Raw genomic sequence first — 24018 nt, forward strand, 5'->3', positions numbered from 1 at the left:
GCGATCAGCAGTGCCGCTGCGGCTCGAGCCGGCCGACGGGCACGCACAGGCTCTTGCCGGTCGGCGTGACGCCGCGGCGGATGTCGAAGCGCGTGACCTTGGTGATCATGTTCGGCGCAGCGACGGCGACCTCGACGCGGGTTCCCTGCCGCAGGCGCCGGCCCTTGAAGAGCCTGGTCAGCGACACCTCTCCGTGCCGGTCCGTCGTCGCGCGGCGGAGCTTGAAGGGGCAGCCGCGGCCTTCGCAGGTGACCGTGACCTGCGCGCTCGGGAGCGCGTCGCGCACGCGCATCGACCGGACCTTCGGGTTCGTCCGGGGCGTGACGGCCCAGTCGTGCTTGACGGCGCCCGGCATCTTCGCGGCCTGGTCGCCGCCCGCGCAGTCGTCGTCGCGGCCGTTGCCGGGGTACTCCCGGGCGCCGGGGAAGATGGCGTCGTTGGTGTCGTTGCAGTCGACGGTGTCGGGGAAGGTGTCGCCGTCACGGTCGAGCGCCGGCGCGGGCTGGGGGACCGGCGTCGGCGTCGCGCCCGGCGCCGGTCCGCCAGGGGCGGGCGTCGGCGCGGGCGACGGCGGGCGGCTGAAGGTGTTCGTCATGCACTCCGCGGCCGGCACCGTGCACAGTTCGAAGCGCACCGCCAGCACCGGGGCCGACAGGTTGAGCCGCCGCTCGAGGCTGCGGTAGACCGCGCTGCCGTCGGCGACCGTGTACTGGTCAAGGGCCTGGCCGGACGCGCCGAGCGCGGTCACGGTCATCTTCACCGAGTAGCTGTCCGGGGTCCCGCGGTCCTTGACCTGGCCGCGCGGGTGTGCGCTGTTCGCGGGCAGCGGCGCGCCCGTGCTCGGGTCCACGAACGGCTGATTGTCGACCCAGGCCCACGCCCACGCGGGCATCATGTCGACACGCTCGGCCTGCGCTGTTGCCACCACCAACAACATCAACGCCACCGTCACCGCGCCCGACACCGCCCGCATCATGGGCCAGCCTCTCAGATCAGCGGCTCCATTTCCAGCTGATCGGCGATCTCGCGCGCGACGGCCTGGAAGCGCGCGCGGGCCCGTTCGTCGCCGCTCCAGTCGAATCCGGACGCCGCTTCGACGCGGCCGATCAGCGGGTCGGCGGCGTGGTCGGCGGCCACGCGCAGCCAGCGGGCGGCCGCGAGCGCGGACTCGCGGTCACAGCGCTGGAGGATCTGCCCGGCGGCGATGCCGGCGTCGTCCTCGTCATCGGTGTCGTCGCCGTTGAAGGACCGCGTGAAGGCGCTCACGATCGCCGCCTCCGCCGCCGCGGTCAACGCCTGCACGCGATCGCCGATCCGCTGCGCCAGCGCGTGGCCGAGTGGGCCGAGCTCGCCGTCGAACCAGTGCAGCCAGGCGGTGTCGTTGAGCGGCTCACGCAGAGGATGGGCCGGGTCGGCGGCGATCTCGAGCAGCTGGCGGGCGGCGGCGCGGGCCAGGACGGGACCCCAGCCGAGCGTCCAGTCCTGCGCCGTGGCGTCGCCCTGCTCGAGCACGCGTTCGTCGAGCGCGACGACGGTGTTCGCGTGGAACTGGGTGACGATCGCGTCGAACACGACGCGCTCGGCGGGGCTGGACAACGCGCGCACCGACGTGACCCGGGCGGGATCGGCCCCGGTCGCGGCGCCGAGCGCGACGACCGCCTCGGCCTCACGCCGGGTGAGCGGCGTCGCCGACGCGATGAGTGTGTCCGCGAGGGCCTCCACCGCGCCGCGCTCGTGCGGCAGCCCTTCGACCACCGGCGCGAGCACGGCCGGATCGACCGGCTCGGCCGGGTAGAGGCCCGGCCACGTCGCTTCGTGGCGGCGCAGCGTGCCTTCGCGCGTGAGCACCATGACGGCGCCGAACGCGATCACGGCCACAGGCTCCTCACCCGTCTCCAGCACGCGCTCCGTGAGCGCCGCCACGTGGGCGACGGCCGTGCCCAGCCGCTCGGCGTCGAGCTCGATCTCCACGCACAGGTAGCGGTCCGGGTTGAACTCCCACGGCCCGCACTGGAACCGCCCGTGCCGGCCCGATTCGAGCGCGATGCTCAGCCCGAGCTCGTCGAAACGCCCGCGCCACACCTCCCCGGAGCGGTCGAAGCGATCCCGCGTGAACCCCAACCGCGTGATCACGCGGCGGCGCGCCGCCGCACCGGCGAGCACGATCGTGTACGTCAACGCCATGTCCGAAGCCTGGCGTACCCTGGTCGGCCCATGCGCTTGATCGTCGCCCGCTGCTCCGTCGCCTACACCGGCCGTCTCACCGCCCACCTGCCGGAAGCGCTGCGATTGATCATGCTCAAGGCCGACGGCAGCGTCCTCGTCCACGCCGACGCCGGCGGCTACAAGCCGCTGAACTGGATGACGCCGCCGACGGCCGTGATCGAGGAGGGCGAGACGATCACGGTGCGCAAGGTCAAGGGCGAGGACCAGCTCGAGATCACGCTGCACGAGGTGCTCAGCGACGTCACGCACACGATGGACTTCGACGCCGCCCGGCTGAGCAAGGACGGCGTGGAGGCCGACCTGCAGGTCGCGCTCGCGGACGCGCCGCACTGGTGCGGCGAGGGGTTCCGGCTCGTGCGGCGCGAATGGCCGACGGACATCGGCCCCGTGGACTTGATGTGCCGCGACGAGGCCGACGGCTGGATCGCGGTGGAGATCAAGCGCATCGGCACGATCGAGGCCGTCGAGCAGCTCAGCCGCTACCTCGAGCGGATCCGGCTGGACCCGGCCAAGGCGGACTGCCGGGGCGTGCTCGCGGCGACGATCGTCAAGCCGCAAGCACGCGTGCTGGCCGAATCGCGCGGGCTCACCTGGGTCGAGGTGGACCTCGCGGTGCTGCGCGGCGAGCGCGAGCCCGCGCTCACGTTGTTCGGCTAGTAGACGGCGTTCCCGTACAGCTGGAACGAGGTCTTGGCGAAGTCGCCGCCCTCGTACTTGTTCGCGATGTCGAGCACGACCGCGCCGGAGTTGATGAGCGAGGGCCGCGTGTAGAACGCGTTCATCCAGCCGTCGATCGCGCCGCCGTCGTAGTCGTCGCTGTTGCAGCTCGCGCCCTCGAACATCTTCGCGAACACCTCGAAGCGGTTCATGTTGAGGTCCTCGCGCTTGAGCGTGATCTCGAGGTCGATGCGGACCTCGCCGCCGGCGCAGCGGCTGACCTTGAACAGCTTGGACGTCTGGCCGGTGATGCGACCCACGTACAGGTTGGAGAGGTCGAATGTCTTGACCTCGTTGGCGCCGAAGGTCTCATGGTCGGTGATCGTCAGGTAGGAGCCCGGGGTGAAGTAGTAGTCGGTGCCGGTGGGCGTGGCGGCCTGAGCGCTGCCGGCGCCGGCGAAGAGGAGGGCGGCGGCGCTCAGCAGGGCGGGGAGGATCTTGTTCATGGGCCGCATGCTCCCGGCCTGGGCCCGCCCCGTCGTCGGGGAACCGTCCCTGATCTTTGCGCAGTGCGGTCAACCACACCCCTCCCGATACGGCTGGCCTAGCCCTTTCCGGAGATCACTTCCCAGGCGCGGCGGAGCTTCTCGTGCAGCTCGCTGCGGTCCAGGTCCGCGGGCTCGGCGCTCATCGTCGCCGGGTTCTCAGCCGGTTCGGGCAGCTGCTCCACCTCACGCTCGCTCAGCGTCAGGGTCACGCCGCCGTCCTCGTCCATCTGCGCGACCTGCGGTGCGTCGACGAAGCGGTGCCCGCCGGGCCCGGTCCTCACGTCGATCACGAGCCCGTCGAAGATGTCGGCAGCGCTGTCGGCCAGGACGTGCTCGACCTTGCCGACCTCGGTCCCGTCGCTCGCGCGCACGGTCGCGCCGGCTTCCAGCGTGTAGTACGAGGCCATCGTCACTCTCCGTTCAGGGTCAGGATCAGCGAGCGCGCGCCGCCGTGGTCGCGGTGCTCGCACAGGTAGATGCCCTGCCAGGTACCCACTGCGAGCCGTCCGCCTGCCACCGGCAGCGTCAAGGACGGCCCGAGCAGGGACGCCTTGATGTGCGCCGGCATGTCGTCGGGCCCTTCGATCGTGTGCGTCCAGAAGCGCGCGTCCTCGGGCACGGCCTCGTTGAACCAGGTCTCGAAGTCCTCGCGCACGTCCGGCGACGCGTTCTCGTTCAGCGTCAGCGAGGCGCTCGTGTGCCGGATGAACACGTGCAGCAGGCCCACCCGCAGCCGCTGCAGCTCGGGCAGCGCCTCGAGCACGTCACGCGTGATGAGGTGAAAGCCGCGCGGTCGCGGCCGCAGGGTCACTTCCCGCTGAATCCACATCACGGAATCCTGGCAGCCCGCATGTCCACGCGGTCGCCGCGGAACGGGACGCCCTCGGCCTCGAGCAACGCGCGCTGGCGCGCACCCTTGGCGAGTGAGCCGTCGGCGCGGACGATCCGCCACCACGGCACGTCCTCCTCCGTGTGGGCGAGCACCGTGCCCGCGAAGCGGGGCGCGCCCGGCGAGACGTCGCCGTACGCGCGCACGAAGCCCTCTGGCACCGCGCGGATGCGCGCGAGCACGGCGGCCTCCCTATCGTCCGGTGCATGCGCCATGGGACGTATTCAATCGTGGCCCGCGACCCGGCGACGGGTGAGCTCGGGGTGGCCGTGCAGTCGCACTGGTTCTCCGTCGGCCCGCTGTGCGCGTGGGCGCGTGCGGGCGTCGGCGCCGTCGCGACGCAATCGGTGGTGGAGCCCGCCTACGGGCCGAACGCCCTCGACCGCCTGGCCGACAAGATCCCGGCCGCGCAGGCGCTCGGCGAGCTGCTCGCGGCCGACCCGCTGGCCAAGGTGCGCCAGGTGGCGCTCGTCGACGCGCACGGCCACGTCTCCACCCACACGGGCGGGGACTGCATCGCGCACGCCGGCCACGTCGCGGGCGACACCTTCAGCTGCCAGGCGAACATGATGGCCGCCGAGACGGTGCCGGACGCGATGGCGAGCGCCTTTGCCGCGGCCACCGGGCTCTTCCAGGACCGCCTGCTCGCCGCGCTGGAGGCGGCGGAAGGGCAGGGCGGCGACGTCCGCGGCCGCCAGTCCGCCGCGATGATCGTGGTCCCGCCGGAGGGGGAGCCGTGGCGCCGGACCGTGGACCTGCGCGTGGAGGACTCGCCCGAGCCGCTGGTGGAGCTCAAGCGGCTCCTGACCCTGCAGCGCGCCTACGACCTGGCGGGTGCGGGGGACGAGCTGCTCGCCGCGGGGCGGACGGAGGAGGCCGGCGAGCTCTACGACCGGGCGGCCAAGCTCGCGCCCGAGTCCGACGAGCTGCTGTTCTGGGCCGGCCTGGCCCGCGCCCAGGCCGGTGACCTGGACGCTGGAGTGGCTGCGGTGAGGAGAGCCGCGGAGGTCAACCCGAACTGGTTGACGCTCTTGTCGCGGCTCTCACCCGAGTTCGCTCCGGCCGGAGAATCAGTGCGTCAGCAGATCACCTGAAGGTGGAACGAGCCGCGCGTCGGCGCCGGGGTCGGCGTGCCGCCGTCGTTGCCCCAGTTGACCGCGACCTGGTTGGCCTGGTTGGCGACCGCGGACACGCCCGGGGTCACGTCGCTCGGCGAGCCCACCGGGGCGGCCGTGTACGAGCACTTGCTGACGTCGCGCTTGAAGTCGACCGTGTAGACGGAGTTGCCGTCGACGGTGGCGCGCGTGACGGTCGGGCCGGTCGGGCCGGCGGCAGTCGGGGTCGCGTCGCCGCCCGGATCGGAGATCGCGGCGAAGGTGAGGCTGGTGGCGGCCGCGAAGTCAGCGGCCTCCTTGCCGTCGAGCTTGTCGGAGTTCAGGCCCGTGGCGACGCCCGTGGCGTTGGTCGTGAACGGGGCGCCGGACTTGTCGCCGCCGATGTCGATGCGGCCGCCTTCCTTGCCGACGGTGATGAACTCGAACGCGCGGCCGCCCTTGAGGTTGACCGAGCGGATGCAGGGCTCGTTGCCCGGGTTGGAGCGGCAGCCGTAGATCGCGCCGCCGCCGTCGCCGTCGCGCTTGTTGGACTGACGCGTGCCGAACGTGGTGTTGTCGGCGATGATCTCCGTCTCGGAGTTCAGCGCAAGCGCGGGGTTGCTGGACGGGTTGCGCTTGCCGAGCAGGAGGTTGCGCCCCTCGCCGAAGCCCACCGCCACCGACGGGATGCCGAGGGCGAGGATGAGGGAGCAGATGACCGCGGCGCGGCCGGAGAACCGGAATCGCTTCATGTCCTGTGCGACACCGTGGGCCCAGCCAAGTTGCGCGGCTGCAACGGTTCGCCCAGCGCTTCGTCCGGTCCGTTACGAAGCAAAACCGCCCCGCGTAACAAACGCGGGGCGGTTTCGTTCAGGGCGACTAACGCTCCCCGGGGAGCTTGTCCGGGTTGACGGACACCGGCACGGTGGTGTCCAGCGCGGTGCGGATGATCCGCGTCTGCTCGACGGTGTGCGCGGCCGGGTAGCCCTCGCCCGGCGAGGCGCGCTCCGGCCGGCCGACGTACCCGAACTCGATGTCCGGCGGCAGGATCTGCAGCAGGCGAGGCGACATGTGCGCGCGGGCGCCCATGTTGCGCGGCTCCTCCTGCACCCAGAGGACCTCCTTGAGGTTCGGGTAGCGCCCGACCTCCTCGAGGATCTGCCCCTGCGGGAACGGGTACAGCAGCTCGACGCGGGTGATCGCGACGGACTCGTTGTTCTCGCGCGTGGCGTGGCCCTTGAGGTCGTAGTAGATCTTGCCGGTGCACAGCACCAGCCGGGTCACCTTCTCCTCGTCGATCCGCGGCTCGGCGAGGACCGGGAAGAAGCGGCCCTCGGCGAGGTGCTCGATCCGCGACGTCGCCTGCGGCAGGCGCAACAGGGACTTCGGGGTCATGATCACCAGCGGGCGCTGCTTGGCGACCCGCGCCTGGCGGCGCAGCATGTGGAAGTACTGCGACGGCGTCGTGAGGTTGGCGACGCGGATGTTGCCCTCCGCGGCCAGCGAGAGGAACCGCTCCAGCCGGCCGGAGGAGTGCTCCGGACCCGAACCCTCGTAGCCGTGTGGCAGCAGCAGCGTCAGGCGCGTCGTCTGGCCCCACTTCGACAGCGCGGACACGATGAACTGGTCGATGATGACCTGCGCCGAGTTGACGAAGTCGCCGAACTGGGCCTCCCACAGCACGAGCGTCTCCGGCGCCTCCATCGAGTAGCCGTACTCGAAGCCGAGGCACGCGATCTCGCTCAGCGGCGAGTTGTGCAGCTCCATCGGCGCCAGCGCGCCCGGCAGGGACTGGATCGGCGAGATCCGCTGCCCCGTCTTCGGGTCGTGCAGGACGAGGTGACGCTGCGAGAACGTGCCGCGCTCGGCGTCCTGGCCGGTCAGGCGCACCGGCGTGCCCTCGGTGAGCAGCGACGCGTAGGCGAGCGCCTCGGCCTGCGCCCAGTCGATGCCGCCGTCGGGCCCGATCGCGGTCCGCCGGCGCTCCAGCTGCTTGATCAGCTTGGGGTGCACGGTGAAGCCCTCGGGGATCCGCAGCAGCTCCTCGTTGAGCGTCTGCAGACGGTCCTTCGAGACTTGCGTCTTGACGTCCGGCGAGGCCGAGCGGTCCAGCTCGTAGCCGCCCGTCGGCTGCTCGTTGCCCGCGCTGGCCAGCTGCTCCTTGAGCTCGCGGTGGCGCTTGGCGAGGTCGTCCCAGATCTCGGCGGCGACGGCGTCGGCTTCCTCTTGGGTGATCGTGCCGTCGTTCACCAGCGACGCCGCGAACAGCTCCCGCACCGGCTTCTTGGCCTTGATCTTGGCCGTCATCTCCGGCTGCGTGTAAGCGGGCTCGTCCGCCTCGTTGTGGCCGTAGCGGCGGTAGCCGATCAGGTCGATCAGGACGTCGTGGCCGAACTCCTGGCGGAACGCGAACGCAAGCCGCACGGCGCTCACGCACGCGGCCACGTCGTCGGCGTTGACGTGGAAGATCGGCACGTCGAAGCCCTTCGCGAGGTCGGAGGCCCAGCGCGTGGAGCGCGAGTCGTCCGGGTCCGTCGTGAAGCCGACCTGGTTGTTCTGGATCAGGTGCAGCGTGCCGCCGACGGTGTAGCCGTCCAGCGCCTGCAGGTTGAACGTCTCCGCCACGACGCCCTGGCCCGGGAAGGCCGCGTCGCCGTGCAGGACGATCGGCACGGCGGCGCTGGTGTCCAGCTGCGCGTGCGTCCCCTGGCGCGTGGTCTGGATCGCGCGCGTGGCGCCGGTCACGACGGGCGCGACGTACTCGAGGTGCGACGGGTTGGACTCCAGTCGCACGAGCACGCTGTCGGTGTCGCCGCACTGATAGGTGCCCTGGGCGCCGTGGTGGTACTTGACGTCGCCGGTGCCGCCCTGCGGGATCGTGGTTACGGCCTCGATCGAGGACGCTCCCTCGAACTCGCGGAAGATCGTCTCGTACGCGCGGCCCAGGTTGTGGGCCAGCACGTTCAGACGGCCGCGGTGGGCCATGCCGATGACCACCTCGCGCGCGCCCTCGGCGGCCGCGAGCTGGATCATCTCGTCGAGCATCGGGACCGTCATGTCCAGGCCCTCGACCGAGAACTGCTTCTGGCCCAGGTACGCCTTGTGCATGAAGCGCTCGAGCGAGTCCACCTGCGTCAGGCGGCGCAGCAGCGCATGCTTCTCGTCCGCCGACAGCGGCTTGCGGAAGGCGCCCGTCTCGATCTTCTCGCGCAGCCAGACGCGCTGGCGGTGCGAGGCGATGTGCTCGATCTCGTAGGCGATCGTGCCGCAGTAGGTCTCGCGCAGGCGCGGGATGACGTCCGCGAGCGTCTCGCCCGGGACGCCGACACGCAGGATCGAGGCCGGGATCTTGGCCATCAACTCTTGCGAGAGGCCGAGCGGCTCGGGATCGAGCGCGGGGTCGCCCTCGGGCTCGGAGCCGAGCGGGTCCAGGCGCGCGGCCAGGTGGCCGTGCGTGCGGTGCGCCTTGATCAGCGACATCGCGGCCTGGACCGCCTGCAGCAGCTCCAGGTTCGGCTCGGCCGAGGTGGCCGGCGCCGGCTCGGTCTTGGTCTCCGGCGTCGCGGCGGCGATGGCCTGGGGCGTCGGGGCGGTGGGCGCCGCGCCGATCTCCACGCCGAGGTCGGAGAAGACCTGCTCGTAGAAGCCGTGCTCGCCCTGCAGGTACTGCTCGACCACCTGCAGGAACTGACCGGACTCGGCGCCCTGGATGATGCGATGGTCGTAGGTCGACGTCATCGTCATCACCTTCTCGGCGCCGATCGTGGCGCCGATGGCCCCGAGGCCGGGCGGGTAGCCGATGGCGCCGGTGGCGACGATCGTGCCCTGCCCGTTCATCAGGCGCGGCACGGACGCGATGGTGCCGATGCCGCCGGGGTTGGTGAGCGAGACGTTCGCGCCCTGCAGGTCGTCGGCGGTGAGCTTGTTGTCGCGCGCCTTGCCGATCAGGACGTTGAAGGCGTCCAGGAACTGCGGGAACGTGAGGCGCCCGGCGTCCTTGATCACCGGGACCATGAGCGTCCTGCCGCCGCCCTTCTTCTCGACGTCCACGGCGATGCCGAGGTTCACGCCGCCGTCGTCGATCACGTGCGGCTTGCCGTCGATCTCGGCGAAGTGCGTCGCCATGACCGGCATCTGCTCGGTCGCCGCGCGGGCGATCGCGTACGCGATCAGGTGCGTGAAGGAGACCTTCTGCCCGCCGGCCTTGAGCTGCTTGCGGTAGCCGTCGAGCGTGGTGACGGTGAAGGTGCGGAACGAGGTCGCGGTCGGGATCGCGCGCGACTCGTCCATGTAGCGGGCGAGCATCGCGCTCGCGCCCTTGAGCAGGGTCTGCTTGCCCTCGGTCGGAGCCGGCGCGGACGGCGCGGCGGTGGCGCCGTTGGACTCGAAGTTCAGGACGTCGGCCTTGCCGATGCGGCCGTTGGGGCCCGTGCCCTTGACCTTGCTGAGGTCGATGCCCTGCGCGGCGGCGACGCGCTGCGCGACCGGCGTGACCTTCAGGCCCTCGGGCGTCTCGACGGTCTGGCTGTCGGCGTCGGTGCCGGGGCGGGAGTCGGTGACCTCGGGTGCCGGGGCGGCCTGCTTCGGAGCGGCGCCGTTGCCGCTGGTCATGCGGGCGATGACCTGGCCGACGGTGACGGTGTCGCCGGCCTCGGCCAGCAGCTCGGTGATCGTGCCGGCCGCGGGGGACGGGACCTCGGCGTCCACCTTGTCGGTGGAGATCTCCACGAGCGTCTCGTCCTCGGCGACGCTGTCGCCGACGGCCTTGGACCACTCGAGGATCGTGCCCTCGGAGACCGACTCGCCCATGGCGGGCATCTCGATCTCGATGACGGTGCCCTCATCGCCGCCGTCGCCGGGCGGACTGTCGCCCTCGTCCTCGTCGGCATCGCCTTCGAGCGCGGGGCCGGAGCCGTCGCTCGGTGCGATCTCGGCGAGAACGCTGCCGACACCGATCGTGTCGCCCTCGGCGGCGTGGATCTTGACCACGGTGCCGGAGACCGGTGAGGGAACTTCCGCGTCCACCTTGTCGGTGGAGACCTCGACCAGTGTCTCGTCTTCGGAGACCTCGTCGCCTTCCTGCTTATGCCACTCCAGGATGGAGCCCTCGGTGACCGAGTCGCCCATCGGGGGCATGACCACTTCGACCGTGGTGTTTACCGCCATATCAAGGTCCTAGACCATATCGCGTTGAGGGATTCTCGGCGCTGCTTTCGGACGCCGCTCTGCACACAAATCCGATGCTGCCCGCAAAGGGCCCTACCCCACCGACGACCGCGACCATCACCCCGAGCCAGAGCGGGATCACGCGGCGTCGCACTGCGTCCACGCATAGCAGCGACATGAAGATCCAGCCGATGCCGTGCGCCCAGCCCAACACGTACTTCACATCGTCTAACACGCCTGCAATCGAGACGACCAGCAGGGCCGTGTAGACGGCCGAATGGACGAACGACAGATACTTCAGGGTGCGGAAGCTCATGCGGGGCTTTCGGTAACTAGCAACGTGGCCATCCGCCGAAGTTGCGGATGTGCTTCTTCAGGCCAACTTTCCGGGTCGGCGGGCCACCATGCGTGGGCGTCGTGCTCGGGGTCGCGCGTGACCTGCGCGCCCGGCGCAAGCCACGCCTGGCCGATCAACATCGCCATGTTCCCGGGCGTCGCGAGCAGGGCCTCGACCTGAATGCGCTCGGGCTCGACGCTCCACTCCTCCTGCAACTCCCGTCCCAGTGCGAGCTCGGGCCGCTCGCCCGCGTCGACCGCGCCGCCGGCGCCGAGCGCCCACACGCCGGCCCAGCTGGCCACCCACGGCGCGCGCCGGCCGGCGAGCCAGCGGCCTTCGTGGTCGCGCACGACGCACAGCACGCTCAGGGCGCCGACGGAGTCGCCGATCAGCCGCAACGCCCAGCGCATCTCCTCGAGCTCGAGCCGCAGGTCGCCGTCCTCGGCGGTGAAGCCCACCAGGCGCGCGGCCACGCCGTCGTGCGCGGGTGAGCCGCGGTCGCGCAGCTCCTGGATGACGCGATCGGCCGCCGCGCTGTGCTCGGGCGAAGGCTCGTACGTCGTGCCGCTCCAGTGCGAGGACACCCGGTCCAGCGGCCACGGCCCGCGCGCGAGGATTCCGGGTGGGTAGGGCAACACGCTGAGACTAGCTCGCCGCGCGAGCTCGAGCCCCTAGGGCGAGAACTCGCAGCGAAGTGGCCCCTGGGCCACTCTCGCCGGGTACCCTTCCGGACGTGAGCGTCGAGGCTTCCAGCAAGAACATGAAGGTCGTGTGCGATGCGAAGGAGCATCACGACAAGACGTGCCGCTGGAAGGGCAAGGCCACCGAGGTCCACATGGCGTTCTTCGACATCGAGCGCCTGGGCTGGGAAGAGGGCGACGTCATCTGCGGCCTGGTCGTCGTCGCTGACGGTTCCGTGACCTCCGGTCGCCTGCGGGTGACGTGCGACGCCGAGCCGGACGGCGGCGGCCGCAAGGAAGAGGAAGAGGTCGAGGAGGTCGTCGACGCGGTCTCCACGCGCGAGCTGCAGCCGGTCGGTCCCGGCTACGGCTCGTCAAACACGTTCCGCTGCTGCTGACACCCGACGGCTCCGGCACTCGGCGATCGCGCCCATGTGCTCGTCGCCCCAGTCGCCGAGCGGGATCAGCGCCTCGTTGAGCGACTGACCGAGCGGGGTCAGCGAGTACTCGACGCGCGGCGGGATCTCCGGGTAGGCCGTGCGCTGGACGAGCCCGTCGGCCTCCATCTGCCGCAGCTGCTGGATCAGCATCTTCTCGCTGATGCCCTTCACGCCGCGGCGCAGCTCGCCCGGCCGGCGCGGACGCTCGGCCAGCGCCCACAGGATCGAGACCTTCCACTTGCCGCCGATCACCTCGACCGCGGCGTCCAGCCCGCACTCGTACGGAGGGACGATGTCGTCAGCGCTCATCGTGTTTCTCACTTTGAAGTAGGTACCCCACTTTTGCGTAGGTACTTGACGATCGTACCGTGCCCCCGGACCATCGTCGCCATGACAGAGCACAAGCCTGCAGTCACGGTGATCGGGCTCGGCGCGATGGGCAGCGCGCTGGCTTCGACGCTGGTCGCCGCCGGGCACCCGACCACCGTCTGGAACCGCACGCCGCGCACCGTCGAGGGCGCCACCGCCGCCGCGAGCGTGGCCGACGCGATCGCCGCGAGCCCGCTCACGCTCGTCTGCGTCGCCGGCGCCGACGTGGCCGAGGACCTGCTCGCCGGGGCCGGCGACCTGACGGGGCGCACGATCGTCAACTTCACCACCACGACGACCGCCTCGACGAGCGCGGCGGGCGAGCGCGTGGGCGCGCAGGGCGGGACCTACATCGACGGCGCCATCCTCGCCGTGCCGCCCGCGATCGGGACGGAGACGGCGCTGCTGTTCGTCAGCGGCGGCGCTCCGGCCGCGCTCGAGACGCTCGGCACGGTGATGGAGGTCGCCGACGCCTCGCTGTGGGACCTCGCGCTGCTGAGCGGGATGTACGGCATGGTCGGCGGCGCGCTGCAGGCGTTCGCGCTCGTCCGCGCCGCGGGCGGGACCGCGACAGAGCTGAGCGGTCTGCTTGCCTCGTTCGTGGCCGAGATGGCGGGCGACCTGCCCGGGATGGCCGAGCGGGTCGAGGCCGGCGAGCACCCGACCGCGAGCCCGCTGGCGATGCAGGCGGCGGGCGTCAAGCTCACCGACGTCGCGCGCGAGTACGGCGTGCGCGCGGACCTGATGGCGCCGATCGAGGCGCTGATCGCCGAGGGCGTCGCCGCGGGCCACGGAGACGAGGACCTGTCCGCGCTCGTCGAGCTTCTGCGCGAGCCGGTGGCGGCATGAGCGGGCGCTACGCGGGACGGACCGCGGTGATCCTCGGCGGGACGCACGGCATGGGCGAAGCGACCGCCGCGCTGCTGCGCGCCGAGGGCGCTTCGGCGCTGGTCACGGGCCGGCGCGCGGGCGACGTCCACGTCGACCTCACGCGCCTCGCGGACCTCGACGCGCTCGCCGAGGCCGTGCGCGAGCGCTTCGGGCAGATCGACCTGCTGCACGTCAACGCCGGCTATGCGCAGCTGGAGCCGCCGGAAGCCGTGACCGAGAGCTCGTACGACCGCACGTTCGACGTCAACACCAAGGGCGCGTTCTTCGCCGTGCAGAAGTTGGCGCCGCTCGTGCGCGACGGGGGCGCGATCGTCTTCACGAGCTCGGTCGCCGACCAGGGTGGCTCGCCCGAGATGATCGTCTACGGCGCGGCCAAGGCGGCGGCGCGCTCCATGGTCGCGGGGTTCGCTGCGGCGCTGGCGCCGCGCGGCATCCGCGTCAACGCCGTGAGCCCCGGCTTCATCGACACGCCGTCGTACGGCATCGAGGGGATCAGCGACGAGGACCGGGCGGCGTTCCACGCCGTCGGTGACGCCGTGACGCCCATGCGCCGCCACGGAACCGCCGAGGAGGTCGCCCGCGCGGTCGTCTTCCTCGCGTTCGAGGCGACGTTCACCACCGGCGCGCGCCTGGCCGTGGACGGTGGCCTGGGCGAAGCGCTCGACGTACCCGCCGCGGCGTAGATTCGTCCAGCTGAGGCTTTCCCCCGCGCTCGCGAGCTACCGTGCGGCGGCGATGTCTCGCCTCACCCTGCTCCTCGCGCTCGTGCTGACGGCGCTCGTGGCGCCCGCCGCGCACGCCAACCTGCTGACCAACGCCTCGTTCGAGCGGCCGTCGTTCGCCGGCTGGGCGCCGTACGGCGGCAACCAGATGGACGTGGGCACGCTCACGACGCCGGGCGTCGCGCGGGAGGGCGCCGGGGTCGGCGTCGCACAGACCGCGCAGAGCGGCAACTCGTTCCATCAGGACGTCACCACCACGGTGCTGGCCCGGCGCAGCTACAGCCTGTCGATGTGGGTCAAGTCGGCCAACGGCCAGCCCGTGAAGGCGACGCTCGCGCTGTTCGGCATCCTGCACACCGAGACCGAAGGCACGGGCACGAACTTCACGGCGGGCGGCGAGTGGACGCTGGTGACGGCCACGCTCAACACGCAACGCGAGCACAGCGCGCTGCGGGCTCAGGTGTACATGCACACGACGGGACAGGGGCTGCTCGTCGACGGCGCCCAGCTGCACGACGTGGGCCTGGACAACAGCTCGTTCGAGCTCGGGTCGCCGGCGGGTTGGAGCGCGGACCTCGAGGCCTCGGCGGCCAAGATCGACGACGGCGCGCGCGACGGGTTGTGGGCGGGCGTCGTCGGCACCGCCGTGGCCAACCGGTCGATCTACCAGGACCACGGCGTCGGCGTCGGCCCGGGCGCGAGCTACACGTTCTCGGTCTGGGTGCGCTCGGTCAGCGGCCAGCCCGTGAGCGGCACCGCCGTGCTGTGGGGCCTCGGCGACACGCCCGAGGAGTCCTCGGCCACGAGCTTCACCGCCGGAGCCGGTTGGAGTTTGGTCAGCGCGACGCTCAGCCCGGTGCGCGGCCACTCGACCCTGCGCGCGCAACTCTTCATGGTCACGCCGGGCATCCAGATGTACGTCGACGGCGCGCAGCTGCGCACCAACGAGCTCGGGAACGCCTCCTTCGAGCAGGGGTTCTTCCGCAGCTGGGACCGCTTCCCGCGCGGCGCGCTCACCGCGTCCACCGAGGTGACCGCCGGCGTGGCGCGGGAGGGCAGCGGCTACGGCGCGGTCCGCACCGAGGTGCCCGGACGCTCGTTCGTGCAGGAGGCGCCGATCGCGCTGAAGGCCGGCCAGAGCCGCTCGTTCTCGGTCTGGCTGCGCTCGCCCACGGGCGCGCGCGGGTCCGTCGTGCTCACCGGCTCCAGCGGTGAGAGCGGCGCGACGCCGTTCTACGTCGGGCCGCGCTGGACGCTCGTCTCGGCCCCGCTGGACGCCGGCACCGACCACGGCGGCCTGCGCGCGGAGGTCGTGCTCGACACGCCCGGCGCCGAGCTCGACGTCGACGGCGCCTCGCTGAGCGCCGGCAACGCGCGCGACGACGCGCTCCTGACCGGGCCGGACGTCGCCCCGCCGCCGCCCGCGCCGGACGGCGACGGGGACGGCATCCCGGACTCCGCCGACGTGTGCCCGACGATGAAGGGCGGCGCCATCCGCCGTGGCTGCCCGCTCGGGCTCACCAACGACACGTCGATCAGCTACGCGCGGACGCGACGCGGGATCCGCGTGCTCCGGTACTACGTCGAGGCGACCAAGGGCGCGCGCGTGGTCGTCACCTGCTCGCGCGGGTGCAAGAAGACCGTCACCAAGGGCAAGGGCAACAAGCGCATCCAGATCAAGCGCCTGCGCGGCCGGACGCTGCGCAACGGCGCGCGCATCACGGTCCGGGTGACGATGCCGGGGCGGTTGAGCGCGACGGTGGTCGACAGGGTCGCCAAGCGCCGCCGGGTCGCCGGCCGGCGGGCCTGCTTCGTCCCGGGCACGACGAAGCCGAAGATCACCTGCTGAGGTAGAAGGCGGTCTCCGCGCGGCCGAGCTCGGTGACGGGCTCGTCGTCGTAGATCCACTCGCGCGCGATCCGGTGCCAGTTGCCGCGCGCGCGCAGCTGGCCGAGGACCGCGAGCGTCAGGGTCTCCACGCGGCGGCCGAAGATGTGGTCGGCGGGGAGCGTCTCGTGGCGCATCTGGCCGAAGTGCTCCGAGCGCGGGTCGGCCATGTCGATCATCACCTGCGTGGCGATCTCGGGCGTCAGCTCGAGCTCCTCGTCGGTCAGGTACCACCAGGTCGCGTCGAGGAACTGTGAGAGCAGCTTGTCCGGGCGGAACTTGTCCGGGCGCTTAAGCAGGCCGCCCTCGGCCCAGATCTCCCACAGGCGCTCGGCGTCGCCCTCGTGGCCGGCGCGCTGGGTCTCGAGCTCGAGGTCGATCAGGTGCTTCGGCATCACCTTGAACAGGCCGAAGTCCAGGAACGCGACGCGCTCGTCGGGCAACAGCAGGAAGTTGCCGGGGTGCGGGTCGCCTGAGAACTGCCGGTGGCGGTACATACAGCCGAAGTAGAAGCGGAAGACGATCTCGCCGACCCGATCGCGCGTGGCCTGGTCGGCCTCCTTGACCGAGTCGAACCCAACGCCCCGGACGAACTCGCTGGTCAGGACCTTCTCCGCGCTGAGCTCGCTCACGACCGGCGGGACGACGATGAACGGGTGGCCCTTGAAGATGCGGGCGAGCGCGCGCTGGTTCTGCGCCTCGAGCTCGTAGTCGAGCTCGTCGTAGATGCGGCTGCGGATCTCCTCGGCGGTGTTCTTGACGTCGAGGCCGGGCGCAACCCGCTTCATCAGCCGCAGGATCATCCCGAGGTTCTGCATGTCCGCCCGGACCGCCGCGGCGACGCCCGGGTACTGGACCTTGACCGCCACCTCGCGGCCGTCGTGCAGCCGGGCGCGGTAGACCTGGCCGATCGAGGCGGCGGCGATGGCCTCGGAGTCGAACTCCGCGAAGTGCTCCTTCAGCGGCCCGCCGAGCTCGCTCTCGATCACCTTGCGCATGCCCGCGAAGGAGACGTTCGGCGCGGCGTCGCGCAGCTTGGCCAGCTTGCGCTGGAACTCCTCGCGGTGCTCCTCCGGCACGAGCCCGACGTCGAGGAAGCTCATCACCTGCCCGAGCTTCATCGCCGCGCCCTTCATCGTGCCGAGCGCGGTGACGATCTGCTCGGCGGCCTCCAGGTGGCGGCGCTCGAGCGCGGCGCTGCGTCCCTCCTCGGAACGGGCGATGTTCGTCGCGCGCGTGCCCAGGTGCCTCGCCGCCTGGCCGGCGGCGAGGCTGGACACCCTCGCCGTGCGCGAGATGCGCGAGGTCGGGATCTTGTCCTTGGCCACTAGGGGGTCGGCGCGATCGTGGGGGTGGTGGTCGGGGCGACCTGCGGCGTCGGGGTGGCTTGAAGCGGCGGTGTGGCGGTGGGGGAGGCCGACGGGGTGGGCGTCGCCGTCTCGGTGACCGTCGGCGTGGGCGTCTCGGTCGCCTCCGGCGTCGGGGTCTCCGTCGCCTGCTCCGTGGCCGTCGGGGTCGCGGTCGGCGTGGGTGTCTCCTCGACGTCGCGGCTGCCGCCGAAGACGCTCGTGGAGCGGCCCTCGCCGCCGCCGACGGAGTGGCCGAAGATGGCGAGCTCGGACGCCGTCACGACACCCGCGCCGATGACCGCCGCCACGAGCCCGGTCGCGATGCCGAGCTTCCACGGGAAGCCGCGCCGTCTGCGCTCCGGGGCCCGCAGGCCGAAGGGATCGTCCTCATCGCCCCATCGGGGTACCCGTTCCGGGCCTTCGCCGCGCGCGCCGACGCCCGTGGGCTGCTCGGCGCGCACCGCGGCGCCCGTCCCGGTCCGGCGGGTGACGCGCGGGACGGTCTGCGTGATCACCTTCGTGGGGCGGTTCAGGGCCTCGGTGACGAGGGCCACGATGATCGGGGTGACGGCCGTCGCGATCAACGAGCCGCGCTCCCAGAACATGGGGACGACCACCGCCGCGGCCACGGCGGAGAGGCTCGAGATCAGGAGGGTGGAGAGCTGGAGGCCGCCCTGTCTGTCTTCCTTGGGGTCGGGGCTCACCCCATCGACACTAGCGTTCGATCTTGGAGCCCGGAACGATGTCGTCGCGACCGTCGGGCCAGCGCACCCAGGCCTTGTGACCGCCGTCGTAGTCGTCGCCCAGAAGGATCAGGGTGGCGTCCTCGCCGAGCGCCTTGCAGGGCTCGTCGCCCTCGGGGTCCAGGCCGCGCCAGAGACGCACGAACTTGTTGTGCTCGAGCTCGTCGCCGACGGTGCTCGGCTCCGTGTGGCCGGGGCGCAGGACCGTCTCCGGCGGCAGCGTGAGGATGACCTCCATGATCGAGTGCTTGATGTCCTCGAAGGAGGTGCTGCCGGGCGCGCGGACACCGCCGACCGAGCCCTTGAACAGGGTGTCGCCGGTGAACAGCTCCTTGCCGTCGACGAGCAGGTTCAGCATGCCGGCGGTGTGGCCCGGGGTGTGCAGGGCCTTGACGTTGAGCCCGCCGATGGTGAGCTCGTCGCCGGGATGCAGGTCGCCCGTGGTGCCGGGGACGCGCTCCTCGGGGTGCGCGAGGACCTGGGCGTCCGGGTAGCGCTCGAGCGCGTCGCCGAGGGCGGACACGTGGTCGCCGTGGTGGTGGGTGAGCAGGATGTGCGTCACGTTGAGCCCGTGCTCGGACGCCTTCGCGAACAAGGGCTCCATCGGCCCGCCCGCGTCGACCAGGAACGCGTCGGTGTTGGGCCCCGCCGCGACGAGGTAGGTGTTGGTCAGCCAGCCATCACTCATGGAGCGCTCGACGATCATGGCCATGACGGTACTCTCGCGACGCTATGGAGCTGATTCATACCTGCTACCGGATCGGCGATATCGACCGGTCCGTGGCCTTCTACGAGGCGCTCGGGTTCGAGGAGCGGCGGCGGATGAACATCCGCGACGAGGCGATCAACGTCTTCATGGGCCTGCCGGGCGACGGCGACCGGCTCGAGCTGACCTACAACCACGGCGTCGACTCCTACGAGCTCGGCACGGGCTACAACCACATCGCGCTCACCGTCGACGACATCAACGGGACGCTGGAGCGGCTGAAGGGCCAGGGCATCGAGCCCGAGAAGCCGCCGTACCAGGTGCGCGAGGGCGGCTCGTTCATCGCCTTCGTCCGCGATCCCGACGGTTACCGGATCGAGCTGATCGAGAAGAACAAGGGGTGATGGAGCGGCGACTCGCTGTCATCGACTGCGGGTCCAACTCCTTCCGCCTCGTCGTCTTCAGCTACACGGACACGTGGTGGAAGCGCACGGACGAGATCCACGAGTCCGTGCGCGTGGGCGAAGGGCTGGAGGGCTCCGGCGCGTTGCAGCCGGAGCCGATGGAGCGCGCGCTGGAGACGCTCGAGCTCTACGCGCACTTCTGCGCGGCGACCGGGGTCGACGAGATCCGGCCCGTCGCCACCTCGGCGATCCGTGACGCGTCCAACCAGGCCGAGTTCCTGGCGGCGGCGCGGGAGCGCTCCGGCCTCGAGGTCGAGGTGCTGCCGGGTCCGGCCGAGGCCCGCTACGGCTACCTCGCGGCGGTCAACACGACGACGCTGAGCGACGGCGTCGTGCTCGATCTCGGCGGCGGCTCGATGCAGCTGACGCGGGTGGTGGGGCGGGACGCTGTCGACGCTCGCTCGTGGCCGCTCGGCGCGGTGCGCATGACCGAGCGCTTCGCGCCGGGCAAGAAGAAGAAGACCGAGGCGCTGCGCGAGCACGTCGCGGCCGAGCTGGCGAGCGCCGAGTGGCTGAGCGAGGGTGGCCGGCTCGTGGCGGTCGGCGGCACCGTGCGCAACCTCGCCGCGGCGGCGCAGCTCGCGGCCGACCTCCCGTCCTACGGCATCCAGGGCTTCTGCGTCACGCGCGAGGCGCTCCGTGACCTGATCGAGACGTTCTCCTCGCTGGCGCCCGAGGAGCGCGGCGAGGTCCCGGGCATCAAGGCCTCGCGCGGCGATCTCATCCTCGCCGGCGCGCTCGTGATCGACGGCGTGATGGAGGCCGGCGGTTTCGACGCCCTCGAGGCCACCGAGGCCGGCCTGCGCGAGGGCGTCTTCTTCGAGCGCCGCCATCCCGACGGGTTGTCGAGCGACGTGCGGCGCGACGCCGTGCGCAACCTCGCCTCCCAGTACGACACCGACTTCGCGCACGCCGAGCACGTCGCGCGGCTCGCCCTGGAGCTCTGGGACGCGCTCGCCGCCCACGGCCTGCACCCGGGCGAAGCCGCGGAGCGCGAGCTCGTCTGGGCGACCGGGATGCTGCACGACATCGGCGTCGCCGTCGACTACGACGACCACCACAAGCACTCCCGCTACCTGATCCTCAACGCGGGCCTGCCGGGCTTCTCGCCCCGTGAGGCGGCGCTGATCGGCCAGGCCGCGCGCTACCACCGCAAGGGCACGCCCTCCCCGGGCGAGTTCTCGCCGGTGCTGCATGACGGCGACCGCGCGGCGCTGGACCGGATCGCGGCGTGCGTCCGGTTGGCCGAGCAGTTCGAGCGCTCTCGCGACCAGTCGGTGCACGACGTCGAGGTTTCGGTCCTGAACGGCACGGCGGAATTGACGTTGCGCGCGTCGGGAGACACGCGGATCGCGCGATGGGCGGCCGAGCGGCAGAGCGATCTGTTCGAGCGGGCGTTCGGTCGCGGTCTGATCGTGCGCTGAGAGACAATCGCCGTGCTGCGTACGGGACATCGTGGGGCGGCGCGGTCCGGCGGATCTCGCGGAACGAACAGGCGCTTGGAGGGGGTGAGGTCGGAAAGCTGCTCCCACGGCAACTAATCGACCGCACCCCCTTTGTTCGGAGCGCGGTTGGATTGGAGCGTGGTCATTTCAGGCCCGGACCAGGACGAAACGATCGCTTCCGCACCACGTGGTCTCCGTAGCCCGTAACTTGACGGTACGCAGCGCGGCGGCACGAGGGAACACCGCGCGGAGCCCCGGGAGGCGCTCCTTCGCCCGCCGCACGAGCGAAACACCCGCTCCTCCCTCCCTCGGTGCGGGGTGTAACGGCTACGAGCCCGACGCCAGCTCGCGCAAGACCGACTCCCCCCGCGGCGACAACCGGTAGCCGACCTCGAGCGACTCCGTCAACCCGAGCTCCTTCAACTTCCGCACATCCCGCTTGAACGCTGCGGTCTCGCGCCCGAACGACTGGGCCAGGTCGGGCGCCCGCACGCCGGGCCGCTCGGCGATGGCCGTGAGATACGGCACCGCCCACTCCCACTTGCCGAGCCGGGCGAAGACCTCGTCGTCGGGCGGCTGCGAGCGCAGCGCCACGCGCGGGTCCGGGCCGGCGAGCCGCAGGCCCACGCGGTACACCCGCCCCGTCTTGCGCATCCGCGCCTCGACCTCGTCCGGGGACGCGAACCCCGCGGCCCGCGCGTCCTCCTCCGAGATCGAGTCGACCGGCTCGCACGAGGTGAACTCGACAATCCCCACGTGCGTCTTCTGGGTCGAGCCGACCGTCACGCGCGGCTTGTCCCAGCGCCGGAAGGCGAGCGACACGGTTCCGGCCGCGATCCCCTCGAGGTCCGCGGGCCGGAACAGCACCTAGACCTCTTGGATCTGCAGCAGCGACGTGGTGCCCGGCTTGCCGGAAGGCAGGCCGGCGGTGATGCCGACGCGGTCGCCCGGCTGGCACCAGCCGAGCTCGACGACGCGCTTGGCGGCCGCCGCGATCAGCTCCTCGGTGACCTCGTAGCGGCGCATCGACGCGGCCTGCACGCCCCACATCAGCCCGCAGCGGCGGACGGTCTCGCGGCCGGGTGAGAGCGCGAAGATCGGCACCGTCGGGCGGTGCGCGGAGATCAGGCGAGCGCTGCGCCCGGACAGCGTCGGGCACACCAGCGCCTTGAGCCCCAGCTCCTGCGCGGCGCGCGTGGCCGTGTACGCCAGCGTGTACGCAGGATCGCGGCGGTCGCGCCGCACCCGGCGCTCGTTCCACTCGCGGTAGGGGCCGGTCGACTCCGTGCGCTTGGCGACCGACGCCAGCATCGCCACCGACTCGATCGGGAACTGGCCGACGGCGCTCTCCTGCGAGAGCATCACGGCGTCGGTGCCGTCGAGGATCGCGTTGGCGACGTCGGTGACCTCGGCGCGCGTGGGCCGCGAGGAGGCGACCATGCTGTCCAGCATCTGCGTCGCGGTGATCACGGGCCGGGCGAGGGCGCCCGCCAGCGAGATGATCTGCTTCTGGACGACGGGGACGTCCTCGATCTGGAGCTCGATGCCGAGGTCGCCGCGCGCGACCATCACGCAGTCCGCGGCGCGCACGATCTCCTCCAGGCGCTGGACGGCCTGGGGCTTCTCGATCTTGGCCACGAGCGGGAGGCGCGTGTGCTTGCGCAGCTCGGTGACGTCGTCGGCGCGGCGCACGAACGAGAGCGCGACGATGTCCACGCCGATCCGCTCGCCCGTCCGGACGTGCTCGAGGTCCTCCACGGGCACGGACGGCAGCGCCGCCGTCTCGCCGGGGATGTTCAGGCCCTGGCGGGACGCGACCGCGCCGCCGACCTCGACCGTGGCGTCGATCTCGCCCGCCTCCGGCCGCACGGCGTGCACGCGCAGGCGGACGGCGCCGTCGGCGAGGTACATGACCTCGTCCTTGTCGACCGTGTCGGCGAGCCCTGCGTACGTGATGAACAGCTTCGACGCGTCGCCCTCGCCCACGTCGGGGCCGCAGATGAACGTCGTCTCGTCGCCGGGCTTGAACTCGACGACGCCGTCGCGCAGCTTGCCGATGCGCAGCTTCGGGCCGGGCAGGTCCTGCAGGATCGCGACCTGGCGGCCGGCGCGACCCGCGGCCTCGCGCACGAGCCGCGCGGTTTCCGCGTGCTCGTCGGCGGTGCCGTGAGAGAAGTTCAGGCGGGCCACGTCCATCCCGGCCTCGACCATCCTGGCGAGGATCTCCGGGTCGCGGGACGCGGGCCCGATCGTGGCGACGATCTTCGTGCGGCGCTCCATGGGTGTCCGGAACTTAGCGGGCGACGTATGCGTGGGTGTGTGCGGTGGGTAGCGCGGGAGCATGGCCCGAGCAGCAAGCGAGTCCAAGTCGCAGTCGTCGTCGGGTCGCTTCGGCCGCGACGGCGACGACGAGCACGACAAGCCGACCGATCTCCCCAAGGAGTCCTGGCCGGCGATCCTCAAACGCACCTTCAAGCAGTTCGGGGAGGACAAGCTCACCACGTGGGCGGCCGCACTGACCTACTTCGGCGTGCTGTCCCTGTTCCCGATGATCCTGGCGCTCGTGTCCGTCCTGGGCGTGATCGGCCCGTCGGCCACCCAGCCGCTGCTCGACCAGCTGGGCACGGTTGCTCCCGGCCCCGCCAAGGACATCCTCACCAACGTCCTCACCAGCCTCGAGCAGAACCAGGGCGGCTCGACGATCGCGCTGATCATCGGCCTCGCCGCCGCCATCTGGTCGGCTTCGGGCTACATCGGCGCGTTCATGGACGCGTCCAACAACGTCTGGGACGCCCCCGAGGGCCGGCCGATCTGGAAGAAGATCCCGATCCGCCTCGCCATCACCGTCGTGCTGCTCGTGCTGCTCACGATCACCGCGCTCGCCGTCGTCTTCACCGGCCCCGTCGCCGAGGAGTTCGGCAACCTCATCGGCCTCGGCAGCACGTTCGTCGACGTCTGGAACATCGCCAAGTGGCCCGTCCTGCTGGTCATGGTGAGCTTCATGATCTCGCTGCTGTACTGGGCGTGCCCGAACGTCAAGCAGCCCGGCTTCCCGTGGGTGACGCCGGGCGGCCTGCTCGCCGTCGTGCTCTGGATCGCCGCGAGCGCCCTGTTCGCCTTCTACGTCGCGAACTTCAGCTCCTACAACAAGACCTACGGCTCGCTCGGCGGCGTGATCGTCTTCCTCACCTGGCTGTGGATCACGAACATCATCATCCTGCTCGGCGCCGAGTTCAACGCCGAGATGGAGCGCTCCAAGGCCATCCGCGAGGGGCACCCGCCCGACAAGGAGCCCTACCTGCCGCTCCGCGACGACTCCAAGCTCAAGGACGACTAGCTAGGTCTCCTGCCTTCAGAGGTTGTGAACGTCTGAGAAGACGTCCGGGCCCGTCCTGAGGCTCTGCG

Annotated in this window: 25 protein-coding genes; 9 read left to right on the top strand and 16 right to left on the bottom strand. The window is 71.4% G+C overall.

Annotation, left to right across the window (positions count from 1 at the left end; all coding sequences use genetic code 11):
- Positions 1-4 precede the first annotated feature (4 nt).
- Positions 5-976: a putative metal-binding motif-containing protein gene (locus OJ962_RS24810; protein WP_270006676.1), complete on the bottom strand. Its 972-nt coding sequence runs from the start codon at positions 974-976 to the stop codon at positions 5-7.
- A gap of 11 nt (positions 977-987) precedes the next feature.
- The gene (locus OJ962_RS24815; protein ID WP_202958139.1) at positions 988-2184 is read right to left on the bottom strand and encodes a hypothetical protein; all 1197 of its coding nucleotides are present in this window, start codon (positions 2182-2184) and stop codon (positions 988-990) included.
- A gap of 30 nt (positions 2185-2214) precedes the next feature.
- On the opposite strand from OJ962_RS24815, the gene nucS reads away from it, so the two are divergent.
- On the top strand, positions 2215-2883 hold the full coding sequence (gene nucS / locus OJ962_RS24820; protein WP_202958140.1) for an endonuclease NucS: 669 nt from the start codon (positions 2215-2217) through the stop codon (positions 2881-2883).
- Here nucS and OJ962_RS24825 read toward each other — a convergent pair.
- The 4 genes from OJ962_RS24825 to OJ962_RS24840 form a co-directional block, all read right to left on the bottom strand.
- Positions 2880-3389: a hypothetical protein gene (locus tag OJ962_RS24825; protein ID WP_202958141.1), complete on the bottom strand. Its 510-nt coding sequence runs from the start codon at positions 3387-3389 to the stop codon at positions 2880-2882. The genes nucS and OJ962_RS24825 overlap by 4 nt on opposite strands.
- Positions 3390-3487: 98 nt before the next feature.
- Entirely contained in the window at positions 3488-3844 is a 357-nt protein-coding gene (locus OJ962_RS24830) for a DUF2171 domain-containing protein (RefSeq protein WP_202958142.1), read from the bottom strand.
- Positions 3841-4260, bottom strand: a complete 420-nt coding sequence (locus OJ962_RS24835) for a secondary thiamine-phosphate synthase enzyme YjbQ (protein WP_202958143.1) — start codon at positions 4258-4260, stop codon at positions 3841-3843. The genes OJ962_RS24830 and OJ962_RS24835 overlap by 4 nt, the downstream gene beginning before the upstream one ends.
- The gene (locus OJ962_RS24840; protein ID WP_202958144.1) at positions 4260-4535 is read right to left on the bottom strand and encodes an MGMT family protein; all 276 of its coding nucleotides are present in this window, start codon (positions 4533-4535) and stop codon (positions 4260-4262) included. Before OJ962_RS24840 ends, OJ962_RS24835 begins: the two co-directional genes overlap by 1 nt.
- On the opposite strand from OJ962_RS24840, the gene OJ962_RS24845 reads away from it, so the two are divergent.
- Positions 4527-5414, top strand: coding sequence for a DUF1028 domain-containing protein (locus tag OJ962_RS24845; protein WP_238932540.1), 888 nt, complete (start codon positions 4527-4529; stop codon positions 5412-5414). The two genes, OJ962_RS24840 and OJ962_RS24845, sit on opposite strands and share 9 nt — an antisense overlap.
- Here the strand turns inward: OJ962_RS24845 and OJ962_RS24850 are convergent.
- From OJ962_RS24850 to OJ962_RS24865, 4 genes are all read right to left on the bottom strand, one after another.
- A complete protein-coding gene (locus OJ962_RS24850) occupies positions 5399-6166 on the bottom strand; it encodes a hypothetical protein (protein WP_202958146.1) in 768 nt (255 codons plus the stop codon). The two genes, OJ962_RS24845 and OJ962_RS24850, sit on opposite strands and share 16 nt — an antisense overlap.
- 127 nt (positions 6167-6293) lie before the next feature.
- Positions 6294-10580 carry a multifunctional oxoglutarate decarboxylase/oxoglutarate dehydrogenase thiamine pyrophosphate-binding subunit/dihydrolipoyllysine-residue succinyltransferase subunit gene (locus OJ962_RS24855; protein WP_202958147.1) on the bottom strand — a complete coding sequence of 1429 codons (4287 nt, stop codon included), beginning with the start codon at positions 10578-10580 and terminating at the stop codon, positions 6294-6296.
- 1 nt (position 10581) lies between these two features.
- Positions 10582-10896, bottom strand: coding sequence for a hypothetical protein (locus tag OJ962_RS24860; RefSeq protein ID WP_202958148.1), 315 nt, complete (start codon positions 10894-10896; stop codon positions 10582-10584).
- Entirely contained in the window at positions 10893-11552 is a 660-nt protein-coding gene (locus OJ962_RS24865) for an NUDIX hydrolase (protein WP_238932542.1), read from the bottom strand. The genes OJ962_RS24860 and OJ962_RS24865 overlap by 4 nt, the downstream gene beginning before the upstream one ends.
- A 98-nt stretch (positions 11553-11650) precedes the next feature.
- Between OJ962_RS24865 and OJ962_RS24870 the strand changes: the two genes are divergently transcribed.
- Positions 11651-11995: a hypothetical protein gene (locus tag OJ962_RS24870; protein WP_202958149.1), complete on the top strand. Its 345-nt coding sequence runs from the start codon at positions 11651-11653 to the stop codon at positions 11993-11995.
- Here OJ962_RS24870 and OJ962_RS24875 read toward each other — a convergent pair.
- On the bottom strand, positions 11972-12346 hold the full coding sequence (locus tag OJ962_RS24875) for a winged helix-turn-helix transcriptional regulator (protein WP_202958150.1): 375 nt from the start codon (positions 12344-12346) through the stop codon (positions 11972-11974). The two genes, OJ962_RS24870 and OJ962_RS24875, sit on opposite strands and share 24 nt — an antisense overlap.
- A gap of 81 nt (positions 12347-12427) precedes the next feature.
- On the opposite strand from OJ962_RS24875, the gene OJ962_RS24880 reads away from it, so the two are divergent.
- The 3 genes from OJ962_RS24880 to OJ962_RS24890 are packed head-to-tail and all read left to right on the top strand — an operon-like array spanning position 12428 to position 15868.
- Complete coding sequence (locus tag OJ962_RS24880; protein WP_202958151.1) at positions 12428-13255, top strand: imine reductase family protein; 828 nt, start codon at positions 12428-12430, stop codon at positions 13253-13255.
- Complete coding sequence (locus tag OJ962_RS24885; RefSeq protein WP_202958152.1) at positions 13252-13980, top strand: SDR family oxidoreductase; 729 nt, start codon at positions 13252-13254, stop codon at positions 13978-13980. The genes OJ962_RS24880 and OJ962_RS24885 overlap by 4 nt, the downstream gene beginning before the upstream one ends.
- 52 nt (positions 13981-14032) lie before the next feature.
- A complete protein-coding gene (locus OJ962_RS24890; RefSeq protein ID WP_202958153.1) occupies positions 14033-15868 on the top strand; it encodes a carbohydrate binding domain-containing protein in 1836 nt (611 codons plus the stop codon).
- Here OJ962_RS24890 and OJ962_RS24895 read toward each other — a convergent pair.
- The 3 genes from OJ962_RS24895 to OJ962_RS24905 are packed head-to-tail and all read right to left on the bottom strand — an operon-like array spanning position 15858 to position 18704.
- The gene (locus OJ962_RS24895) at positions 15858-17234 is read right to left on the bottom strand and encodes an ABC1 kinase family protein (protein WP_202958154.1); all 1377 of its coding nucleotides are present in this window, start codon (positions 17232-17234) and stop codon (positions 15858-15860) included. The genes OJ962_RS24890 and OJ962_RS24895 overlap by 11 nt on opposite strands.
- Positions 17234-17959, bottom strand: a complete 726-nt coding sequence (locus OJ962_RS24900; RefSeq protein WP_202958155.1) for a hypothetical protein — start codon at positions 17957-17959, stop codon at positions 17234-17236. The genes OJ962_RS24895 and OJ962_RS24900 overlap by 1 nt, the downstream gene beginning before the upstream one ends.
- Positions 17960-17969: 10 nt before the next feature.
- Positions 17970-18704 carry an MBL fold metallo-hydrolase gene (locus tag OJ962_RS24905; protein WP_202958156.1) on the bottom strand — a complete coding sequence of 245 codons (735 nt, stop codon included), beginning with the start codon at positions 18702-18704 and terminating at the stop codon, positions 17970-17972.
- Positions 18705-18730: 26 nt separating this feature from the next.
- On the opposite strand from OJ962_RS24905, the gene OJ962_RS24910 reads away from it, so the two are divergent.
- Positions 18731-19108, top strand: coding sequence for a VOC family protein (locus OJ962_RS24910; RefSeq protein ID WP_202958157.1), 378 nt, complete (start codon positions 18731-18733; stop codon positions 19106-19108).
- The gene (locus tag OJ962_RS24915; RefSeq protein WP_202958158.1) at positions 19108-20592 is read left to right on the top strand and encodes a Ppx/GppA phosphatase family protein; all 1485 of its coding nucleotides are present in this window, start codon (positions 19108-19110) and stop codon (positions 20590-20592) included. The genes OJ962_RS24910 and OJ962_RS24915 overlap by 1 nt, the downstream gene beginning before the upstream one ends.
- A 348-nt stretch (positions 20593-20940) precedes the next feature.
- Here OJ962_RS24915 and OJ962_RS24920 read toward each other — a convergent pair whose 3' ends face one another.
- Entirely contained in the window at positions 20941-21480 is a 540-nt protein-coding gene (locus OJ962_RS24920) for an ASCH domain-containing protein (RefSeq protein ID WP_202958159.1), read from the bottom strand.
- The gene (gene pyk, locus OJ962_RS24925; RefSeq protein WP_202958160.1) at positions 21481-22893 is read right to left on the bottom strand and encodes a pyruvate kinase; all 1413 of its coding nucleotides are present in this window, start codon (positions 22891-22893) and stop codon (positions 21481-21483) included.
- A 61-nt stretch (positions 22894-22954) separates the two neighbouring features.
- On the opposite strand from pyk, the gene OJ962_RS24930 reads away from it, so the two are divergent.
- Positions 22955-23950, top strand: a complete 996-nt coding sequence (locus OJ962_RS24930) for a YihY/virulence factor BrkB family protein (protein ID WP_202958161.1) — start codon at positions 22955-22957, stop codon at positions 23948-23950.
- Positions 23951-24018: the final 68 nt, after the last annotated feature.

This window comes from Solirubrobacter deserti (assembly GCF_027587175.1).
GTDB classification, from domain to species: domain Bacteria; phylum Actinomycetota; class Thermoleophilia; order Solirubrobacterales; family Solirubrobacteraceae; genus Solirubrobacter; species Solirubrobacter deserti.

What these genes read in the sequence shown, in the direction of transcription:
- OJ962_RS24810 (WP_270006676.1), bottom strand. Translation starts at nt 976, where the DNA reads ATGATGCGGGCGGTGTCGGGCGCGGTGACGGTGGCGTTGATGTTGTTG.
- OJ962_RS24815 (WP_202958139.1), bottom strand. Translation starts at nt 2,184, where the DNA reads ATGGCGTTGACGTACACGATCGTGCTCGCCGGTGCGGCGGCGCGCCGC.
- nucS (WP_202958140.1), top strand. Translation starts at nt 2,215, where the DNA reads ATGCGCTTGATCGTCGCCCGCTGCTCCGTCGCCTACACCGGCCGTCTC.
- OJ962_RS24825 (WP_202958141.1), bottom strand. Translation starts at nt 3,389, where the DNA reads ATGAACAAGATCCTCCCCGCCCTGCTGAGCGCCGCCGCCCTCCTCTTC.
- OJ962_RS24835 (WP_202958143.1), bottom strand. Translation starts at nt 4,260, where the DNA reads ATGTGGATTCAGCGGGAAGTGACCCTGCGGCCGCGACCGCGCGGCTTT.
- OJ962_RS24845 (WP_238932540.1), top strand. Translation starts at nt 4,527, where the DNA reads ATGCGCCATGGGACGTATTCAATCGTGGCCCGCGACCCGGCGACGGGT.
- OJ962_RS24840 (WP_202958144.1), bottom strand. Translation starts at nt 4,535, where the DNA reads ATGGCGCATGCACCGGACGATAGGGAGGCCGCCGTGCTCGCGCGCATC.
- OJ962_RS24850 (WP_202958146.1), bottom strand. Translation starts at nt 6,166, where the DNA reads ATGAAGCGATTCCGGTTCTCCGGCCGCGCCGCGGTCATCTGCTCCCTC.
- OJ962_RS24855 (WP_202958147.1), bottom strand. Translation starts at nt 10,580, where the DNA reads ATGGCGGTAAACACCACGGTCGAAGTGGTCATGCCCCCGATGGGCGAC.
- OJ962_RS24860 (WP_202958148.1), bottom strand. Translation starts at nt 10,896, where the DNA reads ATGAGCTTCCGCACCCTGAAGTATCTGTCGTTCGTCCATTCGGCCGTC.
- OJ962_RS24875 (WP_202958150.1), bottom strand. Translation starts at nt 12,346, where the DNA reads ATGAGCGCTGACGACATCGTCCCTCCGTACGAGTGCGGGCTGGACGCC.
- OJ962_RS24880 (WP_202958151.1), top strand. Translation starts at nt 12,428, where the DNA reads ATGACAGAGCACAAGCCTGCAGTCACGGTGATCGGGCTCGGCGCGATG.
- OJ962_RS24885 (WP_202958152.1), top strand. Translation starts at nt 13,252, where the DNA reads ATGAGCGGGCGCTACGCGGGACGGACCGCGGTGATCCTCGGCGGGACG.
- OJ962_RS24890 (WP_202958153.1), top strand. Translation starts at nt 14,033, where the DNA reads ATGTCTCGCCTCACCCTGCTCCTCGCGCTCGTGCTGACGGCGCTCGTG.
- OJ962_RS24905 (WP_202958156.1), bottom strand. Translation starts at nt 18,704, where the DNA reads ATGATCGTCGAGCGCTCCATGAGTGATGGCTGGCTGACCAACACCTAC.
- OJ962_RS24910 (WP_202958157.1), top strand. Translation starts at nt 18,731, where the DNA reads ATGGAGCTGATTCATACCTGCTACCGGATCGGCGATATCGACCGGTCC.
- OJ962_RS24915 (WP_202958158.1), top strand. Translation starts at nt 19,108, where the DNA reads ATGGAGCGGCGACTCGCTGTCATCGACTGCGGGTCCAACTCCTTCCGC.
- pyk (WP_202958160.1), bottom strand. Translation starts at nt 22,893, where the DNA reads ATGGAGCGCCGCACGAAGATCGTCGCCACGATCGGGCCCGCGTCCCGC.
- OJ962_RS24930 (WP_202958161.1), top strand. Translation starts at nt 22,955, where the DNA reads ATGGCCCGAGCAGCAAGCGAGTCCAAGTCGCAGTCGTCGTCGGGTCGC.